Raw genomic sequence first — 23,094 nt, 5'->3', positions numbered from 1 at the left:
GACGCAACGCCGCAGGGGAGCCCTCCGGAGCGCGTCGCGCTTGCGCTGAGGCGCCGGCTGCGATATGTGCACGCGACTTCACGACAGGCTCATCCGAATTCTTTCGACGGGCCGGGCAGGCTCGCCTGCTTGTCGATGCGCCCGTTTTTGTAGCTCCGAGGATTTCGTCATGGCCAAGGCCGGCATCCACCCCGATTATCACACCATCAAGGTCGTCATGACCGATGGCACCGAATATGCCACCCGCTCGACCTACGGCAAGGAAGGCGACACGCTGAACCTTGACATCGACCCCAAGACCCACCCGGCCTGGACCGGTGGCACCCAGCACATGCTGGACCGCGGCGGTCGTGTCTCGCGCTTCAACTCGCGCTTCAGCGGCATCGGCGCGATCGGCAAGAAGTGATGCTGCGGCGCTCCGGCGCCGCCGTCATTGATCTCGAACAAAAAACCCGGCCTCGCGGCCGGGTTTTTCGTTTTGGCACTCACATTGCTGTCGCTCGCAGCGCTCCCGCAAGAACCTCCGTCGTCATTCCGGACAAGCCGCGAAGCGGCGCCGATCCGGAATCCATCGAAGGGCGATGCGCTCTACGATGGATTCCGGGGCAAGCCCGGAATGACGGTATGGTTCGACAGAAAATCAGCGCCCGAAACCCAGCCGCGCCTCCAGGCTGGCAAGCTGGTTCAGCACGGGGTTCACGCTCGCGCGGACCAGCGCCGCGCCTGACATCTGGCCTTCGAGATGGCGGATGCGCTCCTGCAGGCGGAAGGAATGCGCCATCAGGTCGCGCAACCGATCCGGCAGCTGTGCCACGATATGCTCGGCCGGCGGCGGCATCGGATCGGCGATCTTGACCTTGTTATGCTCGGTGCGAGCCTGCTCGACGGTGAGTTCGCCTTCGGCCACGGCCCGCTGCACCAGGAGCCAGGAGGCGATCTGCATCAGGCGGGTCGTCAGGCGCATGCTTTCGGTGGCATAGGTCAGCGAGGCCTCGCGCGGCAGGGCGGCGGCGTCCTTGCGCCCGTCCCCGTCGAGATAGCCCGCTGTCTGCTCGACCAGCCCCATGCCCTCGCGAAACAGCAGCATGAAGGCATCGGAGCGCACGAAGCCCCGTGCAAAGGAAATCGCGCCCTCTTCCGTCTGCGGATCGAGCAACTGGGCTTCGTTCATTGGTGTCTCCCATCGGCACAAACCCGTGCGCCTCTGGAACGCGTCACGGATATGGTTGCCGATGTCGCAAGGATAGCGCCGATCATGGTTTCCGACGCCGGTAAGGTGCCGTTAACCTTAACGAGGCTAAACCGCTGTGGCGATAACAAGGCAGGCGGCTCCACAGGAGCTTATCGATCGGCCTACGCGAGGGAACGTGCGGACAAAAAAAGAGCCGCCAAAGGCGGCTCGAAGGTCAACAGGGAGGCGTCAAACAGAGTGGGCAGGAGCCACTCGACATCCAGACAAACTGGATGATGCGATTCATACTTTGGAATCATTAACGCCCGGTAAACGGGCGTCTCTTTTTGACCCTTTTTCAGGCGGGCTTGCGGAAGAACGCGTCCGCCGCCGAGCGCGAGGCGTCCTTGCGCGCCCGCGTCTCGATCAGCCGCTCGATCTCGGCCTTGAGCGCGGCGATGCGCTCGTCGATCTCGACCAGCGACAGCATCGACAGGTCCTGCCCGATCTCATGCACGCTCTTCGGCTTGGGACGGTCGTCCTCCGGGAATATCGACATGGCGGCCTCGCATCTGCTCAAACTGCGCGCGGCACGCTAGCCAAGTTTCGACCGCAGTCACGCTGCGACGCACCAAACGAGGACACTCCGCCATGACCATCCTTCCCGAGACGATGACGGCGATCGGCATGGCGGCACCCGGCGGGCCCGAAGTCCTCAGGCCGGAAACGCGCCCGGTGCCGAAGCCCGGCCCCGGCCAGATCCTCGTCGCCATCGCGGCTGCCGGCGTCAACCGTCCCGACGTGCTGCAGCGCCAGGGCGGCTACAATCCCCCGCCCGGCGCCTCCGACATCCCCGGTCTCGAATTCGCCGGCACGGTGGTCGCCCAAGGCGAAGGTGCCAGCCGCTTTCCGGTCGGCGCGACCGTCTGCGCCCTCGTCGCCGGCGGCGGCTATGCCGAATATGCTGTGGTCGACGAGAGCAACGCCCTGCCCGCCCCCAGGGGCCTGAGCCTCACCGAGGCCGGAGCGATCCCCGAGACCTTCTTCACCGTCTGGACCAATGTTTTCCAGCGCGGGCGCCTGCAGGCCGGCGAGAGCTTCCTCGTCCATGGCGGCTCGTCGGGCATCGGCACGACCGCGATCCAGCTCGCCAAGGCTTTCGGCGCGACCGTGATCGCGACCGCCGGCTCCGATGACAAATGCGCAGCCTGCATCGAACTCGGCGCCGACCACGCCATCAACTACCGCACCGAGGATTTCGTCGCGGCGGGCAAGGCCATGACCGGCGGCCGTGGCACCGACCTGATCCTCGATATGGTCGGCGGCGACTATATCGACCGCAACTACGAACTGGCCGCTGATCAGGGCCGCATCGTCCAGATCGCCTTCCTCAACGGGCCGAAGGCCACGGTCAATTTCAGCCGCCTGATGCTGAAGCGCCTGACCCATACCGGCTCGACGCTGCGCCCGCGCACCGTGCCCGAGAAAGCCGCCATCGCCGCGGAGCTGCACGCGAAGGTCTGGCCGCTGCTCGAGGCTGGGCGCTGCAAGCCGCTGATCCACTCGACCTTCCCGCTGGCACAGGCGGCCGACGCCCATCGCCTGATGGAGTCGAGCGCCCATATCGGCAAGATCGTGCTGACCGTGTGAGCGGCTGCGATCACACGCTTTTCATGGACACCCGCCCCGCCCTCGCCTATAAGGCGCGCCATCCTGCTCATCGTCGATGATTTGGATGGCCGGCCGGGGAGGCCGGTCGGCGCATGAGAGCTATTGTCCGCGACCCTGCCTTTATGAGCCCCTGCGAGCGGCGGCGCGAAGGCGAAGAGGAGACCGTCCCGTGTCACAAACCCCGCTGATGCCCAAGGCCACCGCGGTCTGGCTGGTCGAAAACACCTCGCTGACGTTCGAGCAGATCGCCGAGTTCTGCAAGCTGCACCCGCTCGAGGTGCGCGGCATCGCGGACGGCGAAGTCGCCGCCGGCATCAAGGGCCTCGACCCCATCACCTCCGGGCAGCTCACCCGCGAGGAGCTGGAGCGCGCCGCCAAGAACCCAAATCATCACCTCAAGCTCGCCGAGCGCAAGGTGAAGGTGCCGGAGATCAAGCGCACCAAGGGCCCGCGTTACACCCCCGTTTCCAAGCGCCAGGACCGGCCGAACGCCATTCTCTGGCTGCTGCGCAACCATCCCGAGCTCAAGGATGCGCAGGTCATCCGCCTGATCGGCACGACCAAGTCGACCATCGCGCAGATCCGCGACCGCACCCACTGGAACGCCCAGCAGCTCACTCCGATCGACCCGGTCAGCCTCGGCCTGTGCTCGCAGATCGACCTCGATTTCGAAGTCGGCCGCGCCGCCAAGGACCGCCCGGCCGCGCTGGCCGAGGCCGGCTCGACCCTGCTGACGGTGGAAGAAGCCACCGCTCCGGAGCCCGCGCGCAACGAGAGCCAGCCCTTCGCCGACATGAGCCGGCCGAAGCGCGAGGAAGAAGCCGCGATCGACGTCGATTCCGTCTTCGCCAAGCTGAAGCAGCTCAAGCGCCCGGCCGACGAAGAAGACGACGAGTAAGATCTCCCACCACGGACGCTGCGCATGTCGAGCATGGATGGCCTCGCCTTCACCTTCCTCGGCACCGGTGCACCGCCCGTCAGCCTGCGCCGCGCCGGCCCCTCGCATCTCGTCGAGGCGGCCGGCCGCAAGCTGCTGATCGATTGCGGCTCCGGCGTCAGCCAGCGCCTCGTCGCTGCCGGTACGCGCGGCGCCGATATCGACGCCCTGATCGTCACCCACGAGCATTCCGACCATCTGGTCGATTTCTACCAGCTCGCGGTCTCCTCCTGGCATCAGGGCCGCGCCAGACCCTGGCGCGTGCTCGCCCCCGCACCCGCGCTCGCCAATCTCCGCGCCCAATATGCCGCCTTCGAGCGCGAGCGGGCCTTGCGCATCGCCTTCGAGAAGCGGCCAGACGCGACGGGCCTTGAGGTCGTCTTCGAAGAATTGCAGGAAGGCCCGGTCTCAGGCCTCGGCGGACTCTCAGTCGAGGCCTTCCTGGTCGATCACCGGCCGGTCGAGCCGGCCTTCGGCCTCACGCTGGCACATGACGGCGCCCGCATCGTCTTCTCGGGCGACACCCGCCTCACCCCATCGCTGGAAGCGCAAGCCGCTGGATGCGACCTCTTGATCTGCGAGGTCTTCATCGCCAGCCAGATGCCGGTCGTCGCAGGCGTCCGCTCGGCCGAAACCGTCGCGGCGGTCGAGAGCTATCATATGACGCCGGCCGTCGTGGCAGGGCTCGCGACGCGGGCCGGAGTCAAAGCACTGGCGCTGACCCATCTGGTGCCGCCGAACGCCGACACTGCTGCGCTCGCCCGTGAAGTCCGGGCGGCCGGCTATGCCGGCGCCTTGCTGGTCGGCGAAGACCTCATGCGCCTCGACGTGCCGGAGCGCCTGCTGAGATGGAACGGCGCGGCAATCGCCTACTAGCCCGCCCGCGCAGGATCGGCGCTACCCGATCCCCCTGCCCTTCAGCGCCGTGCCGATCTCACCGAGCACCGCGATATCCTCGATCGTCGCCGGCACGGCGTAATCCTCACCATCGGCGATCTTCTTCATCGTCGCGCGCAGGATCTTGCCCGAGCGCGTCTTCGGCAAACGGGCGACGGTCAGCGCCAGCTTGAAGGCGGCGACCGGCCCGATGCGTTCGCGCACCAGTGCGACGAGCTCCTTCTCGACCTGCTCGGGCGTCACGGTCGCGCCGGCCTTCAGCACGACGAAGCCGCAGGGCTGCTCGCCCTTGAGCGCGTCGCGGATGCCGACCACCGCGCATTCCGCCACGGCCGGATGCGCCGCCAGCACCTCCTCCATGCCGCCGGTCGAAAGCCGGTGGCCGGCGACATTGATGATGTCGTCGGTGCGGCCCATGATGAAGACATAGCCGTCTTCATCGATAAAACCGGCATCCGAGGTGTTGTAATAGCCCGGATAGGTCGCGAGATACGCCTCGCGGAAGCGCGCATCGTCGTTCCAGAGGGTCGGCAGCGCGCCCGGCGGCAAGGGCAGCTTCAGCACGATCGCGCCCATCTTGCCGGCCTCGACCGGCCGTCCGCCCTCGTCGAGGCACTGCACGTCCCAGCCCGGCAGCGGCACGGTCGGCGAGCCATGCTTCACCGGCAGGAGCCCGAGCCCCAGCGGATCGCCGACGATCGGCGAGCCGCTCTCGGTCTGCCACCAGTGGTCGATCACCGGGACCTCGAGCATCTCCTCCGCCCATTTCAGCGTCTCGGGATCGGCCCGTTCGCCAGCGAGAAACAGCGCCCTGAAGCGCGAGAGATCGTGCCCGGCGAGATATTGGCCCTCGGGGTCCTCCTTGCGGATGGCGCGGAAGGCGGTCGGCGCCGTGAACAGCACCTTGACGCCATGCTCGGCGATCACCCGCCAGAAGGCGCCGGGATCGGGCGTGCCGACCGGCTTGCCCTCGTAGAGCACGCTGGTCGCGCCCTGGATCAAGGGCGCATAGACGATGTAGCCGTGGCCGACGACCCAACCGACATCGGAGGCGCAGAACATCACCTCACCCGGCCCGACATCGAAGAGCTGGTCCATCGTCGCCTTGAGCACGACCATGTGCCCGCCATTGTCGCGCACCACGCCCTTCGGACGGCCGGTCGTGCCGGAGGTGTAGAGGATGTAGAGCGGGTCCGTCGCCGCGACCTCGACGCAATCAGCCTTGCGCCCGGCGGCCTTGGCGGCGGCGACCAGCGTGCGCCAGTTCTTGTCGCGGGTGACATGCATCGAGGCATCGGCCTGCGGCCGCTGCAGCACGACGCAGGTCTGCGGCTTGTGCCTGGCCATCTCGATCGCGCCGTCGAGCAGAGGCTTGTATTCGACCACGCGCGTCGGCTCGATGCCGCAGGTCGCGGTCAGGATGACCTTGGGCTCGGCATCGTCGATGCGCGTCGCCAGTTCCTTGGCCGCGAAGCCGCCGAACACCACCGAATGCACGGCACCGATCCGGGCGCAGGCGAGCATCGCGAAGGCGGCCTCCGGCACCATCGGCATATAGATCAGGACGCGATCGCCCTTTGCGACGCCGAGCTCCTGCAGGACGGCGCCGAGCGTCGCGACCTCCTCCAGCATCTGCGCGTAGGTATATCTCGCCTTGGTTCCCGTGACCGGGCTGTCATGGATCAGCGCGACCTGCTGTCCGCGACCGTCGCGGACATGTCGGTCGAGCGCGTTGAAGCAGGTGTTGCAGGTCGCGTCCGGGAACCAGCGGCCGTAGATGCCCGCAGTCGGATCGAAGGCCTTCTCGGGCGGCTTGATCCAGTCGATCGCCTTGGCCATGTCGAGCCAATAGGCATCCGGATCGGCCTGCCAGCGGGCGTAGGTCTCGCGATAGCCTTCGGAGCGGGCGGGCGCCGCATGGGAGCCATTCATCGGAAGCGTTCCTCTGCGCCGGGTTAAGAGTCTCTAACAAAACCCGAAGGGGTCTCGACGTCGGCAATTCGTCCGCTCCGCCAGGAGCGGGGCGAAGCCGATACCGTTGGTATCGGCAAGCACCGCGACGCCGCGGGCGGTCGAATTCCCGCCGCCGAAGGTGGGCTTTGGAAGAGCCGCTTGCCGCGTCGGAACGACTTGCCGATACCAAGGGTATCGGCTGCGCGCTCCTCCTGGCATTCGGCTCTTCCAAAGCCCATCGAGACCCCTTCGGGTTTTGTTAGAGACTCTAAGCCTAAAGCCCCGTGAGCGAGCCGGCGACGGCGGGGCTGGTTTTGCGCGAACCCTGCGCTCTTCCCCGCGCCCAGCGCAAGCGCGTGGCCTTAAGACTTTCGCCGATCCCGACCTGCATTTCCCGGCCCTGCGACGCAGTACCACATGCCCTTCGACCTGCTCTTCTTCGCCGCCATGGTGCCGGCCGTCGTCCTGACCGGGCTGGCGAAGGGCGGCTTCTCGGGCATCGGCCTGCTCTCCCTGCCCTTGATGGCCCTGGTCGTCTCGCCGGTGACGGCGGCCGCGATCATGCTGCCGCTCCTGATCGCGCAGGATGTCGTCTCGGTCTGGTCCTATCGCCGCGATTTCGACCGCCGCAATCTCGCGACGCTGGCGCCCGGCGCCCTGCTCGGAATCCTCCTCGGCTATCTCCTGGCGGCAAAGGTCTCGGACGCGGCGGTCGTGCTCGCGGTCGGCCTGATCTCCGTCGGATTCGCGCTGCGCCGCATGCTGAGCGACGGCAAGAAGCCTGCGGTCGCCACGCAGGCGAACTGGAGCGCTGGCAGCCTCTGGGGCTTCCTTTGCGGCTTCACCAGCATGATCGCCCATGCCGGCGGCCCGCCCTTCCAGATCTACGTCATGCCGCAGAAGCTGAAGCCCGCCGTCTTCGTCGGCACCGGCGCGGTCTTCTTCGCTGCGATGAATCTGGTGAAGCTCATCCCCTATCTCGCGCTCGGCCAGCTCAACGGCCAGAATCTCCTGGCCTCCGCCGCGCTCCTGCCCTTCGCCGTCTCCGCGACCTTTGCCGGGGTCTGGCTGGTCAGGCGCGTTCCGCCCGAACGCTTCTACGGCATCATCTACTGGCTCCTGCTGCTGGTCGGCGCCAAGCTCGTCTATGACGGCCTGCGCGACCTGCATCTTTTGGGCTGAGCCCGATCCGCGTGATTGCGCCGCATCGGAAAAAGGGATGGATTACGCGGGAGCGCGCCAGCCGCTAAGGCTTTCGGCGCTTGCGAGGAAGGCTCCCGATGACCCGTTCGGCCTATGACACTGATCTCGACCGCAACCCGGCGAACTACCAGCCGCTGACGCCGCTCGCCTTCCTCGAGCGCGCGGCCTCGGTCTTTCCCGGCCGCACCGCGATCATCCACGGGTCTCTGCGCCGCTCCTACGCAGAATTCTACGCCCGCTCGCGCCGCCTCGCCTCGGCGCTGGCGAAGCACGGCATCGGCAAGAACGACACGGTGGCGGCCATGCTGCCGAACACGCCGGCCATGCTCGAATGCCATTATGGGGTGCCGATGGCCGGCGCCGTCCTGAACACGCTGAACACCCGCCTCGACGCCGCGATCATCGCCTTCTCGCTCGACCATGGCGGCGCGAAGGTGCTGATCACCGACCGTGAATTCTCCAGGACGATCAAGGAAGCCCTTGCCCTCTGCAAGGTGAAGCCGATCGTCATCGACTATGATGATCCCGTTTATGACGGCCCCGGCGAGCGGTTGGGCGCGATCGAATACGAGGAGCTCATTGCCTCCGGCGATCCGGATTTCGCCTGGATCATGCCGTCCGACGAGTGGGACGCCATCGCGCTGAACTACACCTCCGGCACCACCGGCGATCCCAAGGGCGTGGTCTACCACCATCGCGGCGCCAACCTGCTCGCGACCTCGAACGTGATCACCGGCAATATGGGCCGGCACCCGGTCTATCTCTGGACCCTGCCGATGTTCCACTGCAACGGCTGGTGCTTCCCCTGGACGATCTCGATCGTCGCCGGCACCCATGTCTGCCTGCGCCAGGTCCGCGCCAGGGCGATGTACGATGCGCTCGCCGACCATGGCGTGACCCATCTCTGCGGCGCGCCGATCGTGATGTCGGCGCTGCTGAACGCGACGCCTGAGGAGCGCCGCGACTTCCCGCAGACGGTCTCCTTCTTCACCGCCGCTGCCCCGCCGCCCGAGGCCGTGCTGGCCGGCATGAAGCAGGCCGGCTTCGAGGTGACGCATCTCTATGGCCTGACCGAGTGCTACGGCCCCTCCGTCGTCAATGAGTGGAACGACGACTGGAACGCGCTCTCGCCGGCCGAGCAGGCCGCCAAGAAGGCCCGCCAGGGCGTGCGCTACCCCGCGCTCGAAGGGCTCGACGTGCTCGATCCCGAGACGATGCAGCCCGTCCCGCGCGACGGCCAGACGCTCGGCGAGGTGATGATGCGCGGCAATGTCGTGATGAAGGGCTATCTCGGCAACCGGAAATCGACCGAGGCCGCCTTTGCCGGCGGCTGGTTCCATACCGGCGATCTCGGCGTGCGCTATCCTGACGGCTATATCCAGCTCAAGGACCGCTCGAAGGACATCATCATCTCCGGCGGCGAGAACATCTCCTCGATCGAGGTCGAGGACGCGCTCTACAAGCATCCGGCGGTGCAAGCAGCCGCAGTCGTCGCCCGCCCCGACGAGAAATGGGGCGAGAGCCCTTGCGCCTTCATCGAACTGAAGCCGGGCAAGACCGCGACGGAGGCCGAGATCATCGCCTGGTGCCGCGAGCATCTCGCCTCGTTCAAATGCCCGCGCACGATCGTCTTCGCCGAGGTGCCGAAGACCTCGACCGGCAAGATCCAGAAGTTCCGCCTGCGCGAGATGGCGCGGGCGCTGTAGGTTCAGCCAGCCCGGCCGCGGCGTCCCGCAGCCGTCATGCTCGCCCTTGTGGCGAGCATCCACGTCTTGAACACATCTTTCGACCAGCGAAGACGTGGATGGTCGGGACAAGCCCGACCATGACGATGGAAGCCGGACGGCGGAGTCCCTCAGGCCCCGGCGCGGTCGATCCGCCCGTTCGGCGTGATGCGGTCGACCGTCTCCGGCAGAACCTGCGAAAGCCGATCCAGCAATTCATCCCGCGACAGACCGGTGCGGCGCGCGATCGCGTCGATCACCTGCGGGCCGAGCGCCTGTTCGAGATCATCAGGCGCGACGTTCTGGTTGGGGCCGTTCTGCACCCAGGAATCGACCTTGTCGCCCTGCCCGGCCTGCCTGAAGCGGTCGGAAAGCTCGCCCAACCCGCCATTGAGCACGCCGCCGATGCCGCCGGCGCCGAGCAGTCCACCAAGGCTCCCGAGAAGGCCTCCACCATCACCCTGCGGAGCGGCGCCAGCCTGGCCCGGCTGCGGAGCTGGCACTTGCCCCGGCTCCGGCTGGCCGCGCCCGCCGAGCCACTCCGCGATCTTGTCGCGATTCTGGTAGCCCGCGACCGCAACGAGCCCGAGAAGGGCGGTTAGGGACGGAAAGCCGCTGCTGCTGTTGTCGTCACTCACGGCAGTCACTCCATCTGGAGGAAAACACCGGCCCGGAAAGGGCCAACGCGGAAAAGACTGAACTCAGACCGCGCGGCTGCGGCCGCTGATCGCGCCCCAGACGACCAGCACGATGATGGCGCCGACGACGGCGCCGATCAGCCCGGCCCCCTCGCCCGGCGCATACCAGCCGAGCGACTGGCCGAGCCAGGTCGCGACGAAGGCGCCGATGATGCCGAGGATCGTCGTCAGTATGAAGCCGGCGGGCTCGTTCGAGCCGGGCATGACGAACTTGGCGACGACGCCGGCGATGAAACCGATGATGATGGTCCAGACGATACCCATGGCAGCCTCCCCGCGCGATGCGCGCCCGCTTTCAACCGGCTGTCGCGACAGAAGTTCCCGTCGATTTATGTCAATCCGTTGACGGCGCCTGCCGCGGCCTCCGCCAACGAAAAACCGGCCCTTTCGGGCCGGTTCATCCGCATCTTCATCGCATTCAACGGGCCGCTGGCCCGCCGGCTCAATGCAAGGTTCGCTCCGGAATGGTCATCCGGACGCGCTCGATCTCATCCTTCAGTTGCAACTTCTTCCGCTTCAGCTCTGCGAGGCTGAGGTCACTGGAAGACGGGCTCGCCACAGCCTGGGCGATAGCGTCCTCGAGTTGACGGTGCTTGCGCTCGAGTTCCGCAAGACGGGTCTGCAACGACATCTGGATCCTCCTGATGAGCGGTTGACGTCCCAATCTGGCATAGAGCCGGCTTCACGTCTTCCCCGCGCCGTCATACGGCATTCATGAGATTCTGTGATCGTGACCGGTCCGTTTCCGGAAAGCCGTGAATAGATGGCTTCCCTAAGCCAGCACCGCCTCGCCCGCACTTGCGGGACGCGGGGCGGCACGCGCATAGTCGCCCCCGATCAAGGCAATGATGAGATGCCCATGGGATTCGAGCTCAGCCCGGAAGAGGTCGAGACCTTCACCTCGGAACTCGCGCGGCTGCGCGAGGAGCATCGCGATCTCGACAGCGCGATCGATGCGCTGGAGCGTGTCGGCTCGATCAACCAGGTCCAGGTCCAGCGCCTGAAGAAGCGCAAGCTCTACCTCAAGGACCGCATCTCCCAGATCGAGGACGCACTGACGCCCGACATCATCGCCTGAAGCGGGCTTTTCCGGCCGCCCCACGCCGATTCGCCCTTGCTTCACCGGCACCGACCGGTCTAGATCGCGCGCTTCCGGAGCCTAGCGCGAGCGCATTCCATGGCAGCCAGCAGCACCCCCGTCGCCATCATCATGGGCAGCCAGTCCGACTGGGCGACGATGCGTCATGCGGCCGAAGCGCTCGAGGCGCTCGCCATCCCCTATGATGCCCGCATCGTCTCGGCCCATCGCACGCCGAAGCGGCTCTTCGACTTCGCCAAGGGGGCGAAGGCGGAAGGCTTCAAGGTGATCATCGCCGGGGCCGGCGGCGCCGCGCATCTGCCGGGCATGACGGCCTCCCTGACGCCGCTCCCGGTCTTCGGCGTCCCCGTCGAATCCAAGGCCCTGTCGGGGCAGGACAGCCTGCTCTCGATCGTCCAGATGCCAGCCGGCATCCCTGTCGGCACACTCGCCATCGGCCGGGCGGGCGCGGTCAACGCCGCCCTCCTCGCCGCCGCCGTGCTGGCCCTCTCCGATCCTGCGCTCGCCGAACGGCTCGACGCCTACCGCGCTCGCCAGAGCGCCGGCATCGCCGAGCGCCCCAACCGGGACGACGCATGAACCCGCCCGTTCCGACCGGCCTCGCGCCCGGCGCCATGCTCGGCATCCTCGGCGGCGGCCAGCTCGCCCGGATGATGGCCCTCGCCGCCGCCGATCTCGGCATCCGCTGCCATGTCTTCGCGCCCGAGGCCGACAGCCCGGCCTTCGACGTCGCGGCCCGCCACACCGTCGCGGACTATGAGGACGAGGAGGCGCTCGCCCGCTTCGCCGATGCCGTCGATGTGGTGACCTACGAATTCGAGAACGTCCCGGCCGCGACAGCGGCCTTCCTTGGCGCGCGCGTCCCGCTGCATCCCGGCGCGCGGGCGCTGGCCGTGACGCAGGACCGCCTCAGCGAGAAGCGCTTCGTCTCCGAACTCGGTCTCGCCGTTGCGCCCTTCCGGGCCGTCGACACGCTGGCCGATCTCGAAGCCGCCACGGCCGCGCTCGGCCGCCCCTCGGTGCTGAAGACCCGCCGCTTCGGCTATGACGGCAAGGGCCAGGTCAAGATCGCGCCGGGCAGCGACCTCGCCGAGGCTCATGAGGCGATCGGGCGCTTTCCCGCGATTCTCGAAGGCTTCGTCTCCTTCGTGCGCGAGGTCTCGGTCATCGCGGCGCGCGGGCTCGACGGCTCCTTCGCCGCCTTCGATGTCTGCGAGAACGAGCATCGCGACCACATCCTCGCCTATACCCGCGTTCCCGCAAATCTTTCGGACGGCGCATCGCTGCAGGCGATCGATGCCGCCCGCCGCATCGGCGAGGCTCTCGGCTATGTCGGCGTCTTCACCGTGGAGCTGTTCGTGCTGGAGGCCGAGGGCGACCTCGCCGAGCGCGTCGTCGTCAACGAGATCGCGCCGCGCGTCCATAATTCCGGGCACTGGACCAGCGAGGGCGCCCAGACCTCGCAGTTCCATCAGCATGTCCGCGCCGTCTGCGGCTTCCCGCTCGGCTCGACCGCCCGGCGCGGCCGGATCGAGATGGAGAATCTGATCGGCGCAAGCGCGCTGCGCTGGCGCGAATTGCTGGCGGAGCCCGGCGCGCATCTGCATCTCTACGGCAAGCGCGACGCCCGCCCCGGCCGCAAGATGGGCCATGTCACCAGGGTCTCGGACGAGCGTGCTTGACCGCCCGGCCAGCGCTCACGCCCCAACTGCACGCGGCCCCGCATTTTCAAGGGTTCGCAGCGTGGACAGCCGAAATGAATTCTGCTATCGGCACCCATCTTCGCGCGGTGGGCTCTGCCCTGTCGCCGGCCCCTATTCTTGGATCAACCCGCTAAGGACGGACGTTTCACGTGCAGGTTCTCGTTCGCGACAACAATGTCGATCAGGCGCTCCGCGCCCTCAAGAAGAAGATGCAGCGCGAGGGCATCTTCCGTGAAATGAAGCTTCGTGGTCACTACGAGAAGCCTTCCGAGAAGCGCGCTCGCGAATCGGCCGAGGCCGTCCGCCGCGCCCGCAAGCTCCAGCGCAAGAAGCTCCAGCGCGAGGGCCTTCTGCCCGCGCCGGTGAAGCCCAAGCGCCCCTGATATCCTTCTGGCGGTCCCCAAAGGCCGCCACGACAGGGCCGATAGCGATTTCGCGCCCGGAGCCCGCTCCGGGCGCGTTGTCTTTTCTACGGCGTTAACCAAGTTTTGGCGGGTTTCGGGCGTTTTCTCCGATAGGGCGCTGTCGGTTGGGGAGCGCGATCAAGCCGCGGCGGCCGAGAGGTTCGTCATCTCCGGAGGCATCGCGGCGAGCGAAGCACGGAACCGATGAGGCAGAGCATGATCCGAGGCAGTAACTGGTTGGCCGCAGCCGGCATGGCGCTGGCCCTGGCGGGTTGCGACACCGTCTCCAATCTCAGCTCCCAGCCCGCCGTCGCCGAGCTCGACACGCGCGACAGTGCCGATGCCAGCGTCAATATCGGCTCGCTGAGCGACGTCATCTCGCGCAACCCGAACGATCCGGGCGCCTACAACACCCGCGGCGCGGCCTATGCCCGCGTCGGCCGCTTCTCGGATGCGATCGGGGATTTCACCAAGGCGGTCCAGCTCGATCCCAACCTCGCCTCCGCCTACACGAATCGCGGCCTCGCGCTGCGCCAGAGCGGCCGCGCCGATTCGGCGCTCGCCGATTTCAACCGCGCCACCACCGCCAACCCGAACTATGCGCCGGCCTATATCGCCCGTGCCAACCTGCTGCGCCAGCAGGGCAACAGCCAGCAGGCGCTGGGTGATCTCAACACCGCGATCCGGCTCAATCCCGAATCGGCGGAGGCCTTCCATGCCCGCGGCCTCGTCTACCAGAAGGAGGGCCAGCACCAGCATGCCGTCACCGATTTCGACTCGGTGATCGACCGCAACCCCTACACCGCCCCGCCCTATATCGCGCGCGGCCAGAGCCTGAACGCGCTCGGCAAATATGATTCCGCGCAGGAAGACTTCACCGCCGCGCTCAATGTCGACAACCGCAATGCCGATGCCTGGGCCGGCCGCGGCTTCGCCTTCGAGAAGCTTGGCAAGAAGGCGGAGGCGTCCGAGGCCTATCAGCGCGCGCTCGCCATCGACAGCAACAACGCCCAGGCCCGCGCCGGCTCCTCGCGCCTTGGTGGCGGTGGCGGCGGCTTCTTCCGGAGCTGACGGGGATCGCGCGCCACGTCAGGGACGGGCGCCCGCAATCTCTGCGATGGCGCGGCTCTCCGCTCCGGCGAGCCTCCCCGACGCGACCTCGGCCAGGAAGCGCCGGATCTCCCCGATCGAGCCGTATCGCGGCAGGTCGGAATGCCGTCCCGCCGGAAAGCGCAGGAAGCGCTTGGGCGCGTTCGCGAGCTCATAAAGCTGCTGCCCCTGGATGAAGGGGATGACCTGGTCCCGTTCGCCATGCAGCACCAGCAGCGGCGCCCGGACCCTGCCGATGATCTCATCCGAGCGGAACTGATCCTTCATCACCAGGCTGAGCGGCAGATAGGGATAGAGGCCCTGCGCCACGGACAGCGTCGAGCGATAAGGGGCTTCCAGCACGATTGCCTGGAACGGCACCTCGGCCGCCAGCTTGAGCATCACGCCCGTGCCGAGCGACTCGCCGTAGCCGATCAGCTTTTCAGCCCCGAAACGCGCCGCTGCGGCCCCATAGGCCGCCCGCGCATCCTGTAGCAGTCCCTCCTCGCTCGGCATGCCGGTCGAGCCGCCATAGCCGCGATAGCTGACGGCGACGAGCCCCGTGCCGTCCTCGGTCAGCCCCCGGAAACGCTCGATCCGTCCGGCCCGTCCAAGGTTGCCGGCATTGCCATGGAAATAAAGCAGGACCGGCTTGCCCGCGCGCGGCGGCACCACCCAGGCGACCAGTCGCTCGCCATCGGCCGTGGCGACGCTGGCCTCCTCGGCAGCGACCAATCCGGCCGTGACGATGTCGGCTCGCACCGGATCGCGCGGAAACACGAGCTCGCGCTGCCGCACGTAGAGCGTGCCGAGCACTGCAAGATAGACCACAAGGCCCAGCAGCAGCACCAGTTTCAACAGACGCAGGACCATGGGGCGGACGGGTTCCGAAAACGAAAGGGCCGGCGATCAAGCCGGCCCTTTGCAGCAATCCGATGACGGGGCGGTGCCCGCTCAGTGTGCCATCGCCTTGACGATCTCGTCGGTGACTTTCTTGGCGTCGCCGAAAAGCATCATGGTGTTGGGTCGGAAGAACAGTTCGTTCTCGACGCCGGCATAGCCGGCCGCCATGCCGCGCTTGATGAAGAGCACGGTCTTGGCCTTCTCGACGTCGAGGATCGGCATGCCATAGATCGGCGAGGACTTGTCGGTCTTGGCAGCCGGATTGGTGACGTCGTTAGCGCCGATGACGAAGGCGACGTCGGCCTGGCCGAATTCCGAGTTGATGTCCTCGAGCTCGAAGACCTCGTCATAGGGCACGTTGGCCTCGGCCAGCAGCACGTTCATGTGGCCGGGCATGCGGCCCGCGACCGGATGGATGGCGTACTTGACCTCGACGCCTTCCTTCTTGAGCAGGTCGGCCATCTCGCGCAGTGTGTGCTGCGCCTGCGCCACCGCCATGCCGTAGCCGGGCACGATGATGACCTTGCCGGCGTTCTTCATGATGTAGGCGGCGTCATCAGGCGAGCCCTGCTTGACCGGGCGGGCCTCGACAGCGCCGCCAGCGCCGGCCGCGGCATCGTCGCCGCCAAAGCCGCCGAGGATGACCGAGATGAAGCTCCGGTTCATCGCCTTGCACATGATATAGGACAGGATCGCGCCCGAAGAGCCGACCAGCGCGCCGGTGATTATCAGCGCCATGTTGCCGAGCGTGAAGCCGATGCCGGCGGCGGCCCAGCCCGAATAGGAGTTGAGCATCGAGACGACGACCGGCATGTCGGCGCCACCGATCGGGATGATCAGCAGAATGCCGAGCACCAGCGAAACCGCGACGATCAGCCAGAAGACGGTGTGGCTCTCGCTTTTGATGAAGACCGCGAGCAGCACCAGCAGGGCGATACCGAGCCCGGCATTGATGCCGTGGCGCTGCGGCAGCATGATCGGCTTGCCGCTCATGCGCCCGTCGAGCTTGAGGAAGGCGATGATCGAGCCGGTGAAGGTGACCGCACCGATGGCGACGCCGAGCGCCATCTCGAACAGGCTGGCGCCCTTGATGGAGCCGACACGGCCGATGCCGAAGGCCTCGGGCGCATAGAGCGCCGCCGCCGCCACCAGCACGGCGGCAAGGCCGACCAGCGAATGGAAGAAGGCGACGAGCTGCGGCATCTGCGTCATCTGCACGCGCTTGGCCATCACGGCGCCGATGCCGCCGCCGATGGCGATGCCGAGGACCACGAGCAGCCAGCCGGAGAAACCGGACGGCGGATAGAACACCACGGTCGTGACGATGGCGATCGCCATGCCGATCATGCCGTAGCGGTTGCCCTGTCGCGAGGTCGTCGGGTGCGACAGGCCGCGCAGGGCCATGATGAAGAGGACGCCGGAGACGATGTAGAGCAGGGCTGAAAGATTCGCGGCCATGGCGATCAGCCCTTCTTCTTGTACATCGCGAGCATCCGCTCGGTGACGAGGAAGCCGCCGAAGATGTTCACCGAGGCGAGGATCAGCGCGAGGAAACCGAAGACCTTCGCCCAGATCGGCCCGTCACCGAGCGCCGGCAGGGTCTCGACCCCGACCGCCAGCAGCGCGCCGACGACGATGACCGAGGAGATCGCGTTGGTGACCGACATCAGCGGCGTGTGCAGGGCCGGCGTCACCGACCAGACGACGTAGTAGCCGACGAAGACGGCCAGCACGAAGATCGCGAGGCGAAAGACCGTCGGGTCGACGCCGCCGGTCGCGATGCTGGCCGCGGCCGCAGCCTGGTCGGCATAGCGTTCGGCGAGCTCGGCCGCCTGTCTGGCGAGAGCGGCCGCGTTGCGGGCCTGTTCGAGAGCCTGTTCGGTGGTGGGAGTTGCCATGGTCGGAATTCCTTACGCTCAGGCCTTCGGCGCGAAATTCGGATGGATGACGGCGCCGTCCTTCGTCAGGGCGGTCGCCTTGACCAGCTCGTCGTCCCAGTTCACCGCGAGCTTCTTCTCGGCCTTGTCGATCAGCGTCTCGACGAAGGCGAAGAGGTTCTTGGCGTAGAGCGAGGAAGAGGTCGCCGCGAGACGGCCCGGCACGTTGAGATGGCCGACGATCTTGACGCCGTTATCGGTGATCACGACCTCGCCCGCCTTGGCCAGCTCGCAGTTGCCGCCGCGTTCGACCGCGAGGTCGACGATCACGGAACCGGGCTTCATGCTCTCGACCATCGCCGCCGAGATCAGCTTCGGCGCCGGGCGGCCGGGGATCAGCGCCGTGGTGATGACGATGTCCTGCTTGGCGATGTGGCTGGCGGTGAGTTCCGCCTGCTTCGCCTGGTACTCCTTGGACATCTCCTTGGCGTAGCCACCGGCGGTCTGCGCCTGCTTGAACTCCTCGTCCTCGACGGCGAGGAACTTGGCGCCGAGCGATTCGACCTGTTCCTTGGTGGCGGGGCGCACATCGGTCGCGGTCACGATGGCACCGAGGCGGCGCGCGGTCGCGATCGCCTGCAGGCCGGCGACGCCGACGCCCATGATGAAGATGCGCGCGGCCGGCACGGTGCCCGCCGCCGTCATCATCATCGGCAGCGCCCGGCCGTATTCGGCGGCGCCGTCGATCACCGCGCGATAGCCGGCGAGATTGGCCTGCGAGGACAGCACGTCCATCACCTGCGCGCGGGTGATGCGCGGCATGAACTCCATGGCGAAGGCGGCGACATTGGCCTTGGCCAGCGCCGCGACCTGAGCCTCGTTGCCATAGGGATCCATCGTCGCGACGACGAGCGCACCGGCCGGCAGGCCGGCGATCTCGCTCTCGCCCGGACGGCGCACCTTCAGCACGATGGCGGCGCCCTTCAGCGCCTCCTTGGCCGTTTTGGCGATCGTTGCCCCTGCTGCCTCATATTCCGCATCGAGGATGCCGGAGGCTTTTCCGGCCCCCGTCTCGACCACGACCTCGGCACCGAGGCCCTTGAACTTGCGGACGGTCTCCGGCGTCGCTGCGACGCGGGTTTCCGCCCCTTGCGTTTCGGCTGGGACAGCAATGCGCATGGCGGGGGCAGGCCTTTCCGGCGTTATGGGGAGACGGTCAGAGCAGGAGCAGCGCGAGCAACATCAGGACGAGCGAGACGAGCGGCGCGCGCCAGGAGATCGAGGGGGCGGCGATACCGATGCCGGTGCCGATGACCGCGAGCAGCGTGCCGATCAGGGCCGTGCCCCATGCATGCTTCGTGCCGCCGACGGCGAGCGCCGCGACGATGGCGAGCGAGGCAACGGTCGCAACCTCGGCGAAATGCACGAAGCCGGTATAGGTCCGCTCGTGCTCGGGATAGTCCATCGCGGGGGTGTCGGCGTGATGGGCGTGGTCGGCCATAGTCTCGATCCTGAAAAAGACGCAGTCTCTTTAAGCCTGTAGCGCACCCGCGACGCACGGGCAACGCGGCAGCTTGCTGCAACCGTGGAGCACCGCGCGACAACACCGCACCAACCCTCTTTAGCGGCGAGGTCAGAGTAATTCAATCGATTTAAATAGAAGGCTATTCTCTTGCCACACCCATTTTTGAAGTGCTTAACACCAGCATGCTCCGACGAGAGCGCCACCCGGCGGATTCGCCTATGCTTGGATCACTCAAGGGAGGCAGCGGTGAACGATCGGGCCAAGCAGGCAGCGAAAGATCACCTGACGGACCTCGACCCTGCCTTGCGCGAGAAGGCGAAGCGCTGGTTCGCCGAGGCACGCGAGCAGACGAAGCGCGACGACGAGGACATCGCCACATGGCGCCGCACGTCCGGCAGCGGTGACGGCGGAAGCGGAGGCTTCGGTGATGACGGCGGCGGCGGTGATTGTGGCGGCGGGGGCGACTGAGCCGCGCAAAGCTACGGCTTCAAGCCCGCCGCGACCAACGCCACCCTCTGCCGCTCGGCGACGCGCTCCACCGAAAACCCTTCGATCTCCGCCTCGAACAGCCGGTGGAAATTCAGCTCGGCGTCGAGATGCAGGAAGACGCCGCCGAGCCCGATCGCCGCGCGGTCCATGAAGACGAACTCGCGCGGCACCGTCACCGGCCCGCGAGCCTTCAGTGCCTGATGCACCTGGAACGCCTGCTTGCGGCCATACTCGGCCGGGCTGACACCCTCGGCGATGCGCCTGACACGGTCCTCCAGCAGCGGCCCGTAGATGAAGCGCGCCCAGATGTTCAGGGTATCGACCAGCTCTTTGTTCAGACCTTTGAAGCCCCAGGTCTCGTAGGCATGGACGACGCGGGCCTCCTCGCCATCGCGCAAGCCCTTGTAGAGATCGACCACGCCGCCGACGAAGCTCTCCGGGAAGATGCGGATGCAGCCATAATCAAGCAGGTTGATGCCCTGCGGCTCGCCGTCCTCCGAGAACACCGTGTAATTCCCAAGATGCGGATCGCCATGGATGACGCCGTGATGGCTGAACGGGCGCCACCACGCCTTGAACATCGCGGTCGAGATCCGGTCGCGGATCACCTGCCCGTCCTGCTTGTGCGAGAGGATCGGGCTTCCCTCCAGCCAATGCATCGTCAGAAGCCGCCGGGTCGACAGGGTCGGCTCCAGCGCCGGCACGCGCACCTCCGGCGTATCCGACAGAATCGCCTGATAGAGCGCCGCGTGCTTCGCCTCGCGCCGATAGTCGAGTTCCTCGCGGACGCGGGCACCGATTTCCTTGGCGATCTCGGTCGTATCGATCACCGCGCCCATGCGCCGGTGCACGGCGAACAGCACCTCGAGCTGCGCGATATCGGCTTCCACAGCCGATTCCATGTCGGGATATTGCAGCTTGCAGGCGAGCGCCGCGCCATCGAGCGTTGTCGCGCGATGAACCTGCCCGAGCGAGGCCGCCGCCGCCGGCTTGAGGTCGAACTCGCCGAAGCGTTCGCGCCAGTTGGCGCCGAGCTCGGCCATCATCCGCCGCTTGACGAAGGCCGCGCCCATCGGCGGCGCCTGCGATTGCAGCTTCTGGAGTTCGGCGGCGTATTCCGGCGGCACGACGTCGGGGATGGTGGCGACGAGCTGCGCCACCTTCATGATCGGCCCCTTCAGCCCACCCAGCGCCTTGGCCAAAGCCTCGGCATTGGTGGCATCGCGCCCCTCGACGCCGAAGAGCCGGGCACCGGCGATCCGGGCTGCGACCCCGCCGACATTGGCGCCGACGCGGGCATAGCGCGCCGCGCGGGCGGAGAATCGGTTGGCTTCGGCGTCGCGTTCGGACATACGGATCGTGCTTTCGCTGTTCCTGCCCACCTCATGTAGGCGCCGGCAGGCCGCACGCCAATGCGACAAGCCGCGCTAGGCGCGTCCTTGTCATTCCGGGGCTTCGCGCAGCGAAGAACCCGGAACCCACGACTGGGCGAAGCGGCCTGCACAGCACCATACAATGCGTCCCACCCCGTCGTGGGTTCCGGGTTCGTGCCTGCGGCACGCCCCGGAATGACAATCGTATGGCGCTAGGCGCCCTGCCCCGCCAGCAGGCAGATGCGCCGCGCGACCTCATAGGAGGTCTCGAAGGCCGGCAGCGGCAGGAACTCGAAGCGCGAGTGGAAATTATGCGCGCCGGTGAAGAAATTCGGCGTCGGCAGGCCACGCGCCGAAAGCGCCGCCCCGTCCGTGCCGCCCCGCATCGGGATCAGCTTCGGCGCGATCTGCAGTTCGGACAGCGCCGTCATCAGCAGATCGACCGAGCGACGGTCGTCGCCAAGGCTGTCGGCGATGTTGCCGTAGACATCCGTCACGTCCGAGGTGACGCGGCCGGTCGGGTAGCGCTTCGCGATCTCGGCCGCAACCTCGCCGATCCGCCGCTTGCGCGCCGCGAAGGACGCCCTGTCGAAATCACGGATATTGGCCCGCAGCACCGCCTCGGCCGCATTGGCGACGATCTCGACGAACCAGGTATAGCCCTCGCGGCCCGCCGTGTTCTCCGGCGTCTGCGCCCGGTCGAAAGCGGCCATGAAGTCCTGTGCCATCAGGATCGGATTCACCAGCACGCCCTTCGCCGACATCGGATGGGCGGTGACACCCGTGAAGACGATCTCCGCCATCGCCGCGTTGAAATTCTCCCAGACGACCTCGCCGACCTCGCAGCTATCGATCGTATAGGCGAAATCGCAGTTGAACCGGGCGAGATCGAGCGCCTTGGCACCACGCAGGCCGATCTCCTCGTCCGGCACGAAAGCGACGAGAATGTCGCCATGCTGGTCCTCGGGGCGCAGCTCGGCCAGCAGCGTCATGACGATCGCGACCGCCGCCTTGTTGTCGGCGCCGAGCACGCTGGTGCCGTCGCTGAAGACGATCTCGTTGCCCTTGTAGGGGATGATCTCCGGATGCTCGGCGACGCACAGCCAGATGTCCTTCTCCGCGTTGAGGCAGAGATCCTCGCCTTCGAAGCGCAGCACCTGCGCCTTGACCACCGGCGACAGGCCGACATCGACCGTATCGACATGGGCGATGAAGCCGATGCGCGGCGCGCCTGGCTTGGTGCCGCGCTTCAGCGCCGTCACCGTGGCATGGTCGTCGATGACGACATTCTCGAGCCCGAGCGCCCGCAGCTCCTCCGCGAGCAGCTCAGCCAGAACCTGCTGGCCCGGCGTGCTCGGCAGGCTCGTCGCCTTCATGTCGCTCTGGCTCTCGATCGCGACATAGCGCAGGAACCGTTCGAGCAATTTATCGCGCACGCTCACTGTGCCTCTCCCTTGGCCTGTCGCGCCAACCAGCCCCGCACCTCGGCCGCGCTGGCGGGCTGTCCGCCCGCAGCCTCGACCAGGCGGACGGTGTCCGCGATCAATTCACGATTCGTCTTGTCGCAGCCGAAGGGCGCATCCTCCAGTCCGCCGCGGACATGGACGCCCCGCGCCACCGCCGGGCCGATGAGGTCGCGGAGATCGACGCCGAGCCCGGCGATCATCACCGGCGCTTCGGGCGCGTCCTCGGCCAGCAGCTTGAGATGCGCCTCCAGCGCCCATTCGCGCGGCGGAAAACCCCACGCGAAGGCATCCGAGAACATCAACCGGTAGATCGGCATCGGCATGCCCGGATAGGCCTTGGCCAGTGCGGCGCCCAGCCGCGTGAAGCCCGGCTCGTAGATCGCATAGCTCGGATGGACCTTGTGGCGCGCGGCCACCTCCATCCCCTCGCGGATATGCTCGCCCGGGTTCTGGTAGATGAAGCCGGCCTCGCCCTGCGGAATGCCGACGAAGGTCGTCCAGTTGCAGGAGCCGGGATCGAGCACGCCCCATTCGGCAAGGCCCCGCTTCGCCAGCTCTTCGAGATGGGTGTAGCGGCCGGAACCGATCATGTCCCCGGCATAGCCGGAGCCGAGAATCGGGATCGTCGGATAGACGATGGCATCGACCTTGGCGCGAATGCCCTCGATCGCCTGCGCATAGAGTTCCCAGTCGTCGCGCTGCCGACCGGTGGCCATGTCGTAGACATGCAGATGCACGATCGCCGCACCCGCCTCGACGGCGGCGATGCCATCCGCAACGATATCGGGAATGCTGATGGGAATGCCGGGCTGGCGCTCCTTGCCCCAGGGGCCGTTGATCGCGGCCTCGACCCAGATCGGCTTTGTCACGGCATTTCCTCTCGTCCCGCAATTTTGCGCAAACCGTAAGCTG

26 protein-coding genes are annotated in these 23,094 nt (G+C 67.0%); 12 read left to right on the top strand and 14 right to left on the bottom strand.

Annotated features, from left to right (window positions below):
- Positions 1-169 precede the first annotated feature (169 nt).
- Entirely contained in the window at positions 170-406 is a 237-nt protein-coding gene (gene rpmE, locus ACODTJ_RS03040) for a 50S ribosomal protein L31 (protein WP_199091846.1), read from the top strand.
- A gap of 234 nt (positions 407-640) precedes the next feature.
- Here the strand turns inward: rpmE and rcdA are convergent, their stop codons facing one another.
- Entirely contained in the window at positions 641-1,171 is a 531-nt protein-coding gene (gene rcdA, locus ACODTJ_RS03035; protein ID WP_454655756.1) for a protease adaptor protein RcdA, read from the bottom strand.
- Between the two features lie 358 nt (positions 1,172-1,529).
- Positions 1,530-1,730, bottom strand: coding sequence for a DUF1192 domain-containing protein (locus ACODTJ_RS03030; RefSeq protein WP_454655755.1), 201 nt, complete (start codon positions 1,728-1,730; stop codon positions 1,530-1,532).
- 92 nt (positions 1,731-1,822) lie between these two features.
- Between ACODTJ_RS03030 and ACODTJ_RS03025 the strand changes: the two genes are divergently transcribed.
- The 3 genes from ACODTJ_RS03025 (at position 1,823) to ACODTJ_RS03015 (ending at position 4,655) form a co-directional block, all read left to right on the top strand.
- A complete protein-coding gene (locus ACODTJ_RS03025; RefSeq protein ID WP_454655754.1) occupies positions 1,823-2,821 on the top strand; it encodes an NAD(P)H-quinone oxidoreductase in 999 nt (332 codons plus the stop codon).
- A 190-nt stretch (positions 2,822-3,011) separates the two neighbouring features.
- The gene (locus tag ACODTJ_RS03020) at positions 3,012-3,740 is read left to right on the top strand and encodes a DUF1013 domain-containing protein (RefSeq protein ID WP_454655753.1); all 729 of its coding nucleotides are present in this window, start codon (positions 3,012-3,014) and stop codon (positions 3,738-3,740) included.
- Positions 3,741-3,764: 24 nt separating this feature from the next.
- Positions 3,765-4,655, top strand: coding sequence for an MBL fold metallo-hydrolase (locus tag ACODTJ_RS03015; protein ID WP_454655752.1), 891 nt, complete (start codon positions 3,765-3,767; stop codon positions 4,653-4,655).
- Positions 4,656-4,676: 21 nt separating this feature from the next.
- Here ACODTJ_RS03015 and ACODTJ_RS03010 read toward each other — a convergent pair whose 3' ends face one another.
- Positions 4,677-6,608: a propionyl-CoA synthetase gene (locus tag ACODTJ_RS03010; protein ID WP_454655751.1), complete on the bottom strand. Its 1,932-nt coding sequence runs from the start codon at positions 6,606-6,608 to the stop codon at positions 4,677-4,679.
- A 438-nt stretch (positions 6,609-7,046) separates the two neighbouring features.
- Here ACODTJ_RS03010 and ACODTJ_RS03005 point away from each other — a divergent pair, with 438 nt between their 5' ends.
- Positions 7,047-7,811 carry a sulfite exporter TauE/SafE family protein gene (locus ACODTJ_RS03005; protein ID WP_454655750.1) on the top strand — a complete coding sequence of 255 codons (765 nt, stop codon included), beginning with the start codon at positions 7,047-7,049 and terminating at the stop codon, positions 7,809-7,811.
- A 98-nt stretch (positions 7,812-7,909) separates the two neighbouring features.
- Complete coding sequence (locus tag ACODTJ_RS03000; protein WP_454655749.1) at positions 7,910-9,538, top strand: acyl-CoA synthetase; 1,629 nt, start codon at positions 7,910-7,912, stop codon at positions 9,536-9,538.
- Between the two features lie 149 nt (positions 9,539-9,687).
- Here ACODTJ_RS03000 and ACODTJ_RS02995 read toward each other — a convergent pair whose 3' ends face one another.
- The 3 genes from ACODTJ_RS02995 to ACODTJ_RS02985 form a co-directional block, all read right to left on the bottom strand.
- A complete protein-coding gene (locus ACODTJ_RS02995) occupies positions 9,688-10,194 on the bottom strand; it encodes a YidB family protein (protein WP_454655748.1) in 507 nt (168 codons plus the stop codon).
- Between the two features lie 63 nt (positions 10,195-10,257).
- Complete coding sequence (locus tag ACODTJ_RS02990; RefSeq protein ID WP_454655747.1) at positions 10,258-10,518, bottom strand: GlsB/YeaQ/YmgE family stress response membrane protein; 261 nt, start codon at positions 10,516-10,518, stop codon at positions 10,258-10,260.
- A gap of 178 nt (positions 10,519-10,696) precedes the next feature.
- On the bottom strand, positions 10,697-10,885 hold the full coding sequence (locus tag ACODTJ_RS02985; protein WP_199091974.1) for a YdcH family protein: 189 nt from the start codon (positions 10,883-10,885) through the stop codon (positions 10,697-10,699).
- Positions 10,886-11,113: 228 nt separating this feature from the next.
- On the opposite strand from ACODTJ_RS02985, the gene ACODTJ_RS02980 reads away from it, so the two are divergent.
- The 5 genes from ACODTJ_RS02980 (at position 11,114) to ACODTJ_RS02960 (ending at position 14,531) form a co-directional block, all read left to right on the top strand.
- The gene (locus ACODTJ_RS02980) at positions 11,114-11,332 is read left to right on the top strand and encodes a YdcH family protein (RefSeq protein ID WP_047580734.1); all 219 of its coding nucleotides are present in this window, start codon (positions 11,114-11,116) and stop codon (positions 11,330-11,332) included.
- A 99-nt stretch (positions 11,333-11,431) separates the two neighbouring features.
- On the top strand, positions 11,432-11,932 hold the full coding sequence (gene purE / locus ACODTJ_RS02975; RefSeq protein ID WP_454655746.1) for a 5-(carboxyamino)imidazole ribonucleotide mutase: 501 nt from the start codon (positions 11,432-11,434) through the stop codon (positions 11,930-11,932).
- Positions 11,929-13,035, top strand: a complete 1,107-nt coding sequence (locus ACODTJ_RS02970; RefSeq protein WP_454655745.1) for a 5-(carboxyamino)imidazole ribonucleotide synthase — start codon at positions 11,929-11,931, stop codon at positions 13,033-13,035. The genes purE and ACODTJ_RS02970 overlap by 4 nt, the downstream gene beginning before the upstream one ends.
- A 170-nt stretch (positions 13,036-13,205) precedes the next feature.
- On the top strand, positions 13,206-13,439 hold the full coding sequence (rpsU, locus tag ACODTJ_RS02965; RefSeq protein WP_047579559.1) for a 30S ribosomal protein S21: 234 nt from the start codon (positions 13,206-13,208) through the stop codon (positions 13,437-13,439).
- Between the two features lie 237 nt (positions 13,440-13,676).
- Positions 13,677-14,531: a tetratricopeptide repeat protein gene (locus tag ACODTJ_RS02960; protein ID WP_454655744.1), complete on the top strand. Its 855-nt coding sequence runs from the start codon at positions 13,677-13,679 to the stop codon at positions 14,529-14,531.
- Between the two features lie 18 nt (positions 14,532-14,549).
- Here ACODTJ_RS02960 and ACODTJ_RS02955 read toward each other — a convergent pair whose 3' ends face one another.
- The 5 genes from ACODTJ_RS02955 to ACODTJ_RS02935 form a co-directional block, all read right to left on the bottom strand.
- A complete protein-coding gene (locus ACODTJ_RS02955; RefSeq protein WP_454655743.1) occupies positions 14,550-15,422 on the bottom strand; it encodes an alpha/beta hydrolase in 873 nt (290 codons plus the stop codon).
- 81 nt (positions 15,423-15,503) lie between these two features.
- Complete coding sequence (locus ACODTJ_RS02950) at positions 15,504-16,910, bottom strand: NAD(P)(+) transhydrogenase (Re/Si-specific) subunit beta (RefSeq protein ID WP_454655742.1); 1,407 nt, start codon at positions 16,908-16,910, stop codon at positions 15,504-15,506.
- Between the two features lie 5 nt (positions 16,911-16,915).
- On the bottom strand, positions 16,916-17,350 hold the full coding sequence (locus tag ACODTJ_RS02945; protein WP_454655741.1) for an NAD(P) transhydrogenase subunit alpha part 2: 435 nt from the start codon (positions 17,348-17,350) through the stop codon (positions 16,916-16,918).
- 18 nt (positions 17,351-17,368) lie between these two features.
- Positions 17,369-18,508: a Re/Si-specific NAD(P)(+) transhydrogenase subunit alpha gene (locus ACODTJ_RS02940; RefSeq protein WP_454655740.1), complete on the bottom strand. Its 1,140-nt coding sequence runs from the start codon at positions 18,506-18,508 to the stop codon at positions 17,369-17,371.
- Positions 18,509-18,545: 37 nt separating this feature from the next.
- Positions 18,546-18,830, bottom strand: a complete 285-nt coding sequence (locus ACODTJ_RS02935) for an aa3-type cytochrome c oxidase subunit IV (RefSeq protein ID WP_454655739.1) — start codon at positions 18,828-18,830, stop codon at positions 18,546-18,548.
- Between the two features lie 270 nt (positions 18,831-19,100).
- On the opposite strand from ACODTJ_RS02935, the gene ACODTJ_RS02930 reads away from it, so the two are divergent.
- Positions 19,101-19,322 (top strand): hypothetical protein, encoded by a 222-nt coding sequence (locus ACODTJ_RS02930; protein ID WP_454655738.1) that lies wholly within the window; start codon positions 19,101-19,103, stop codon positions 19,320-19,322.
- Positions 19,323-19,333: 11 nt separating this feature from the next.
- Here ACODTJ_RS02930 and ACODTJ_RS02925 read toward each other — a convergent pair whose 3' ends face one another.
- The 3 genes from ACODTJ_RS02925 to ACODTJ_RS02915 all read right to left on the bottom strand — a co-directional run bounded on the left by ACODTJ_RS02925 (position 19,334) and on the right by ACODTJ_RS02915 (position 23,051).
- Positions 19,334-20,695 carry an ABC1 kinase family protein gene (locus ACODTJ_RS02925; RefSeq protein WP_454655737.1) on the bottom strand — a complete coding sequence of 454 codons (1,362 nt, stop codon included), beginning with the start codon at positions 20,693-20,695 and terminating at the stop codon, positions 19,334-19,336.
- Positions 20,696-20,928: 233 nt separating this feature from the next.
- Positions 20,929-22,158 (bottom strand): peptidase T, encoded by a 1,230-nt coding sequence (gene pepT / locus ACODTJ_RS02920; protein WP_454655736.1) that lies wholly within the window; start codon positions 22,156-22,158, stop codon positions 20,929-20,931.
- The gene (locus ACODTJ_RS02915; RefSeq protein WP_454655735.1) at positions 22,155-23,051 is read right to left on the bottom strand and encodes a beta-keto acid cleavage family enzyme; all 897 of its coding nucleotides are present in this window, start codon (positions 23,049-23,051) and stop codon (positions 22,155-22,157) included. The genes pepT and ACODTJ_RS02915 overlap by 4 nt, the downstream gene beginning before the upstream one ends.
- Between the last annotated feature and the right edge of the window lie 43 nt (positions 23,052-23,094).

Source organism: Allobosea sp. FG18 (assembly GCF_057809495.1).
This window is presented reverse-complemented; position numbering and strand designations above follow the sequence as displayed.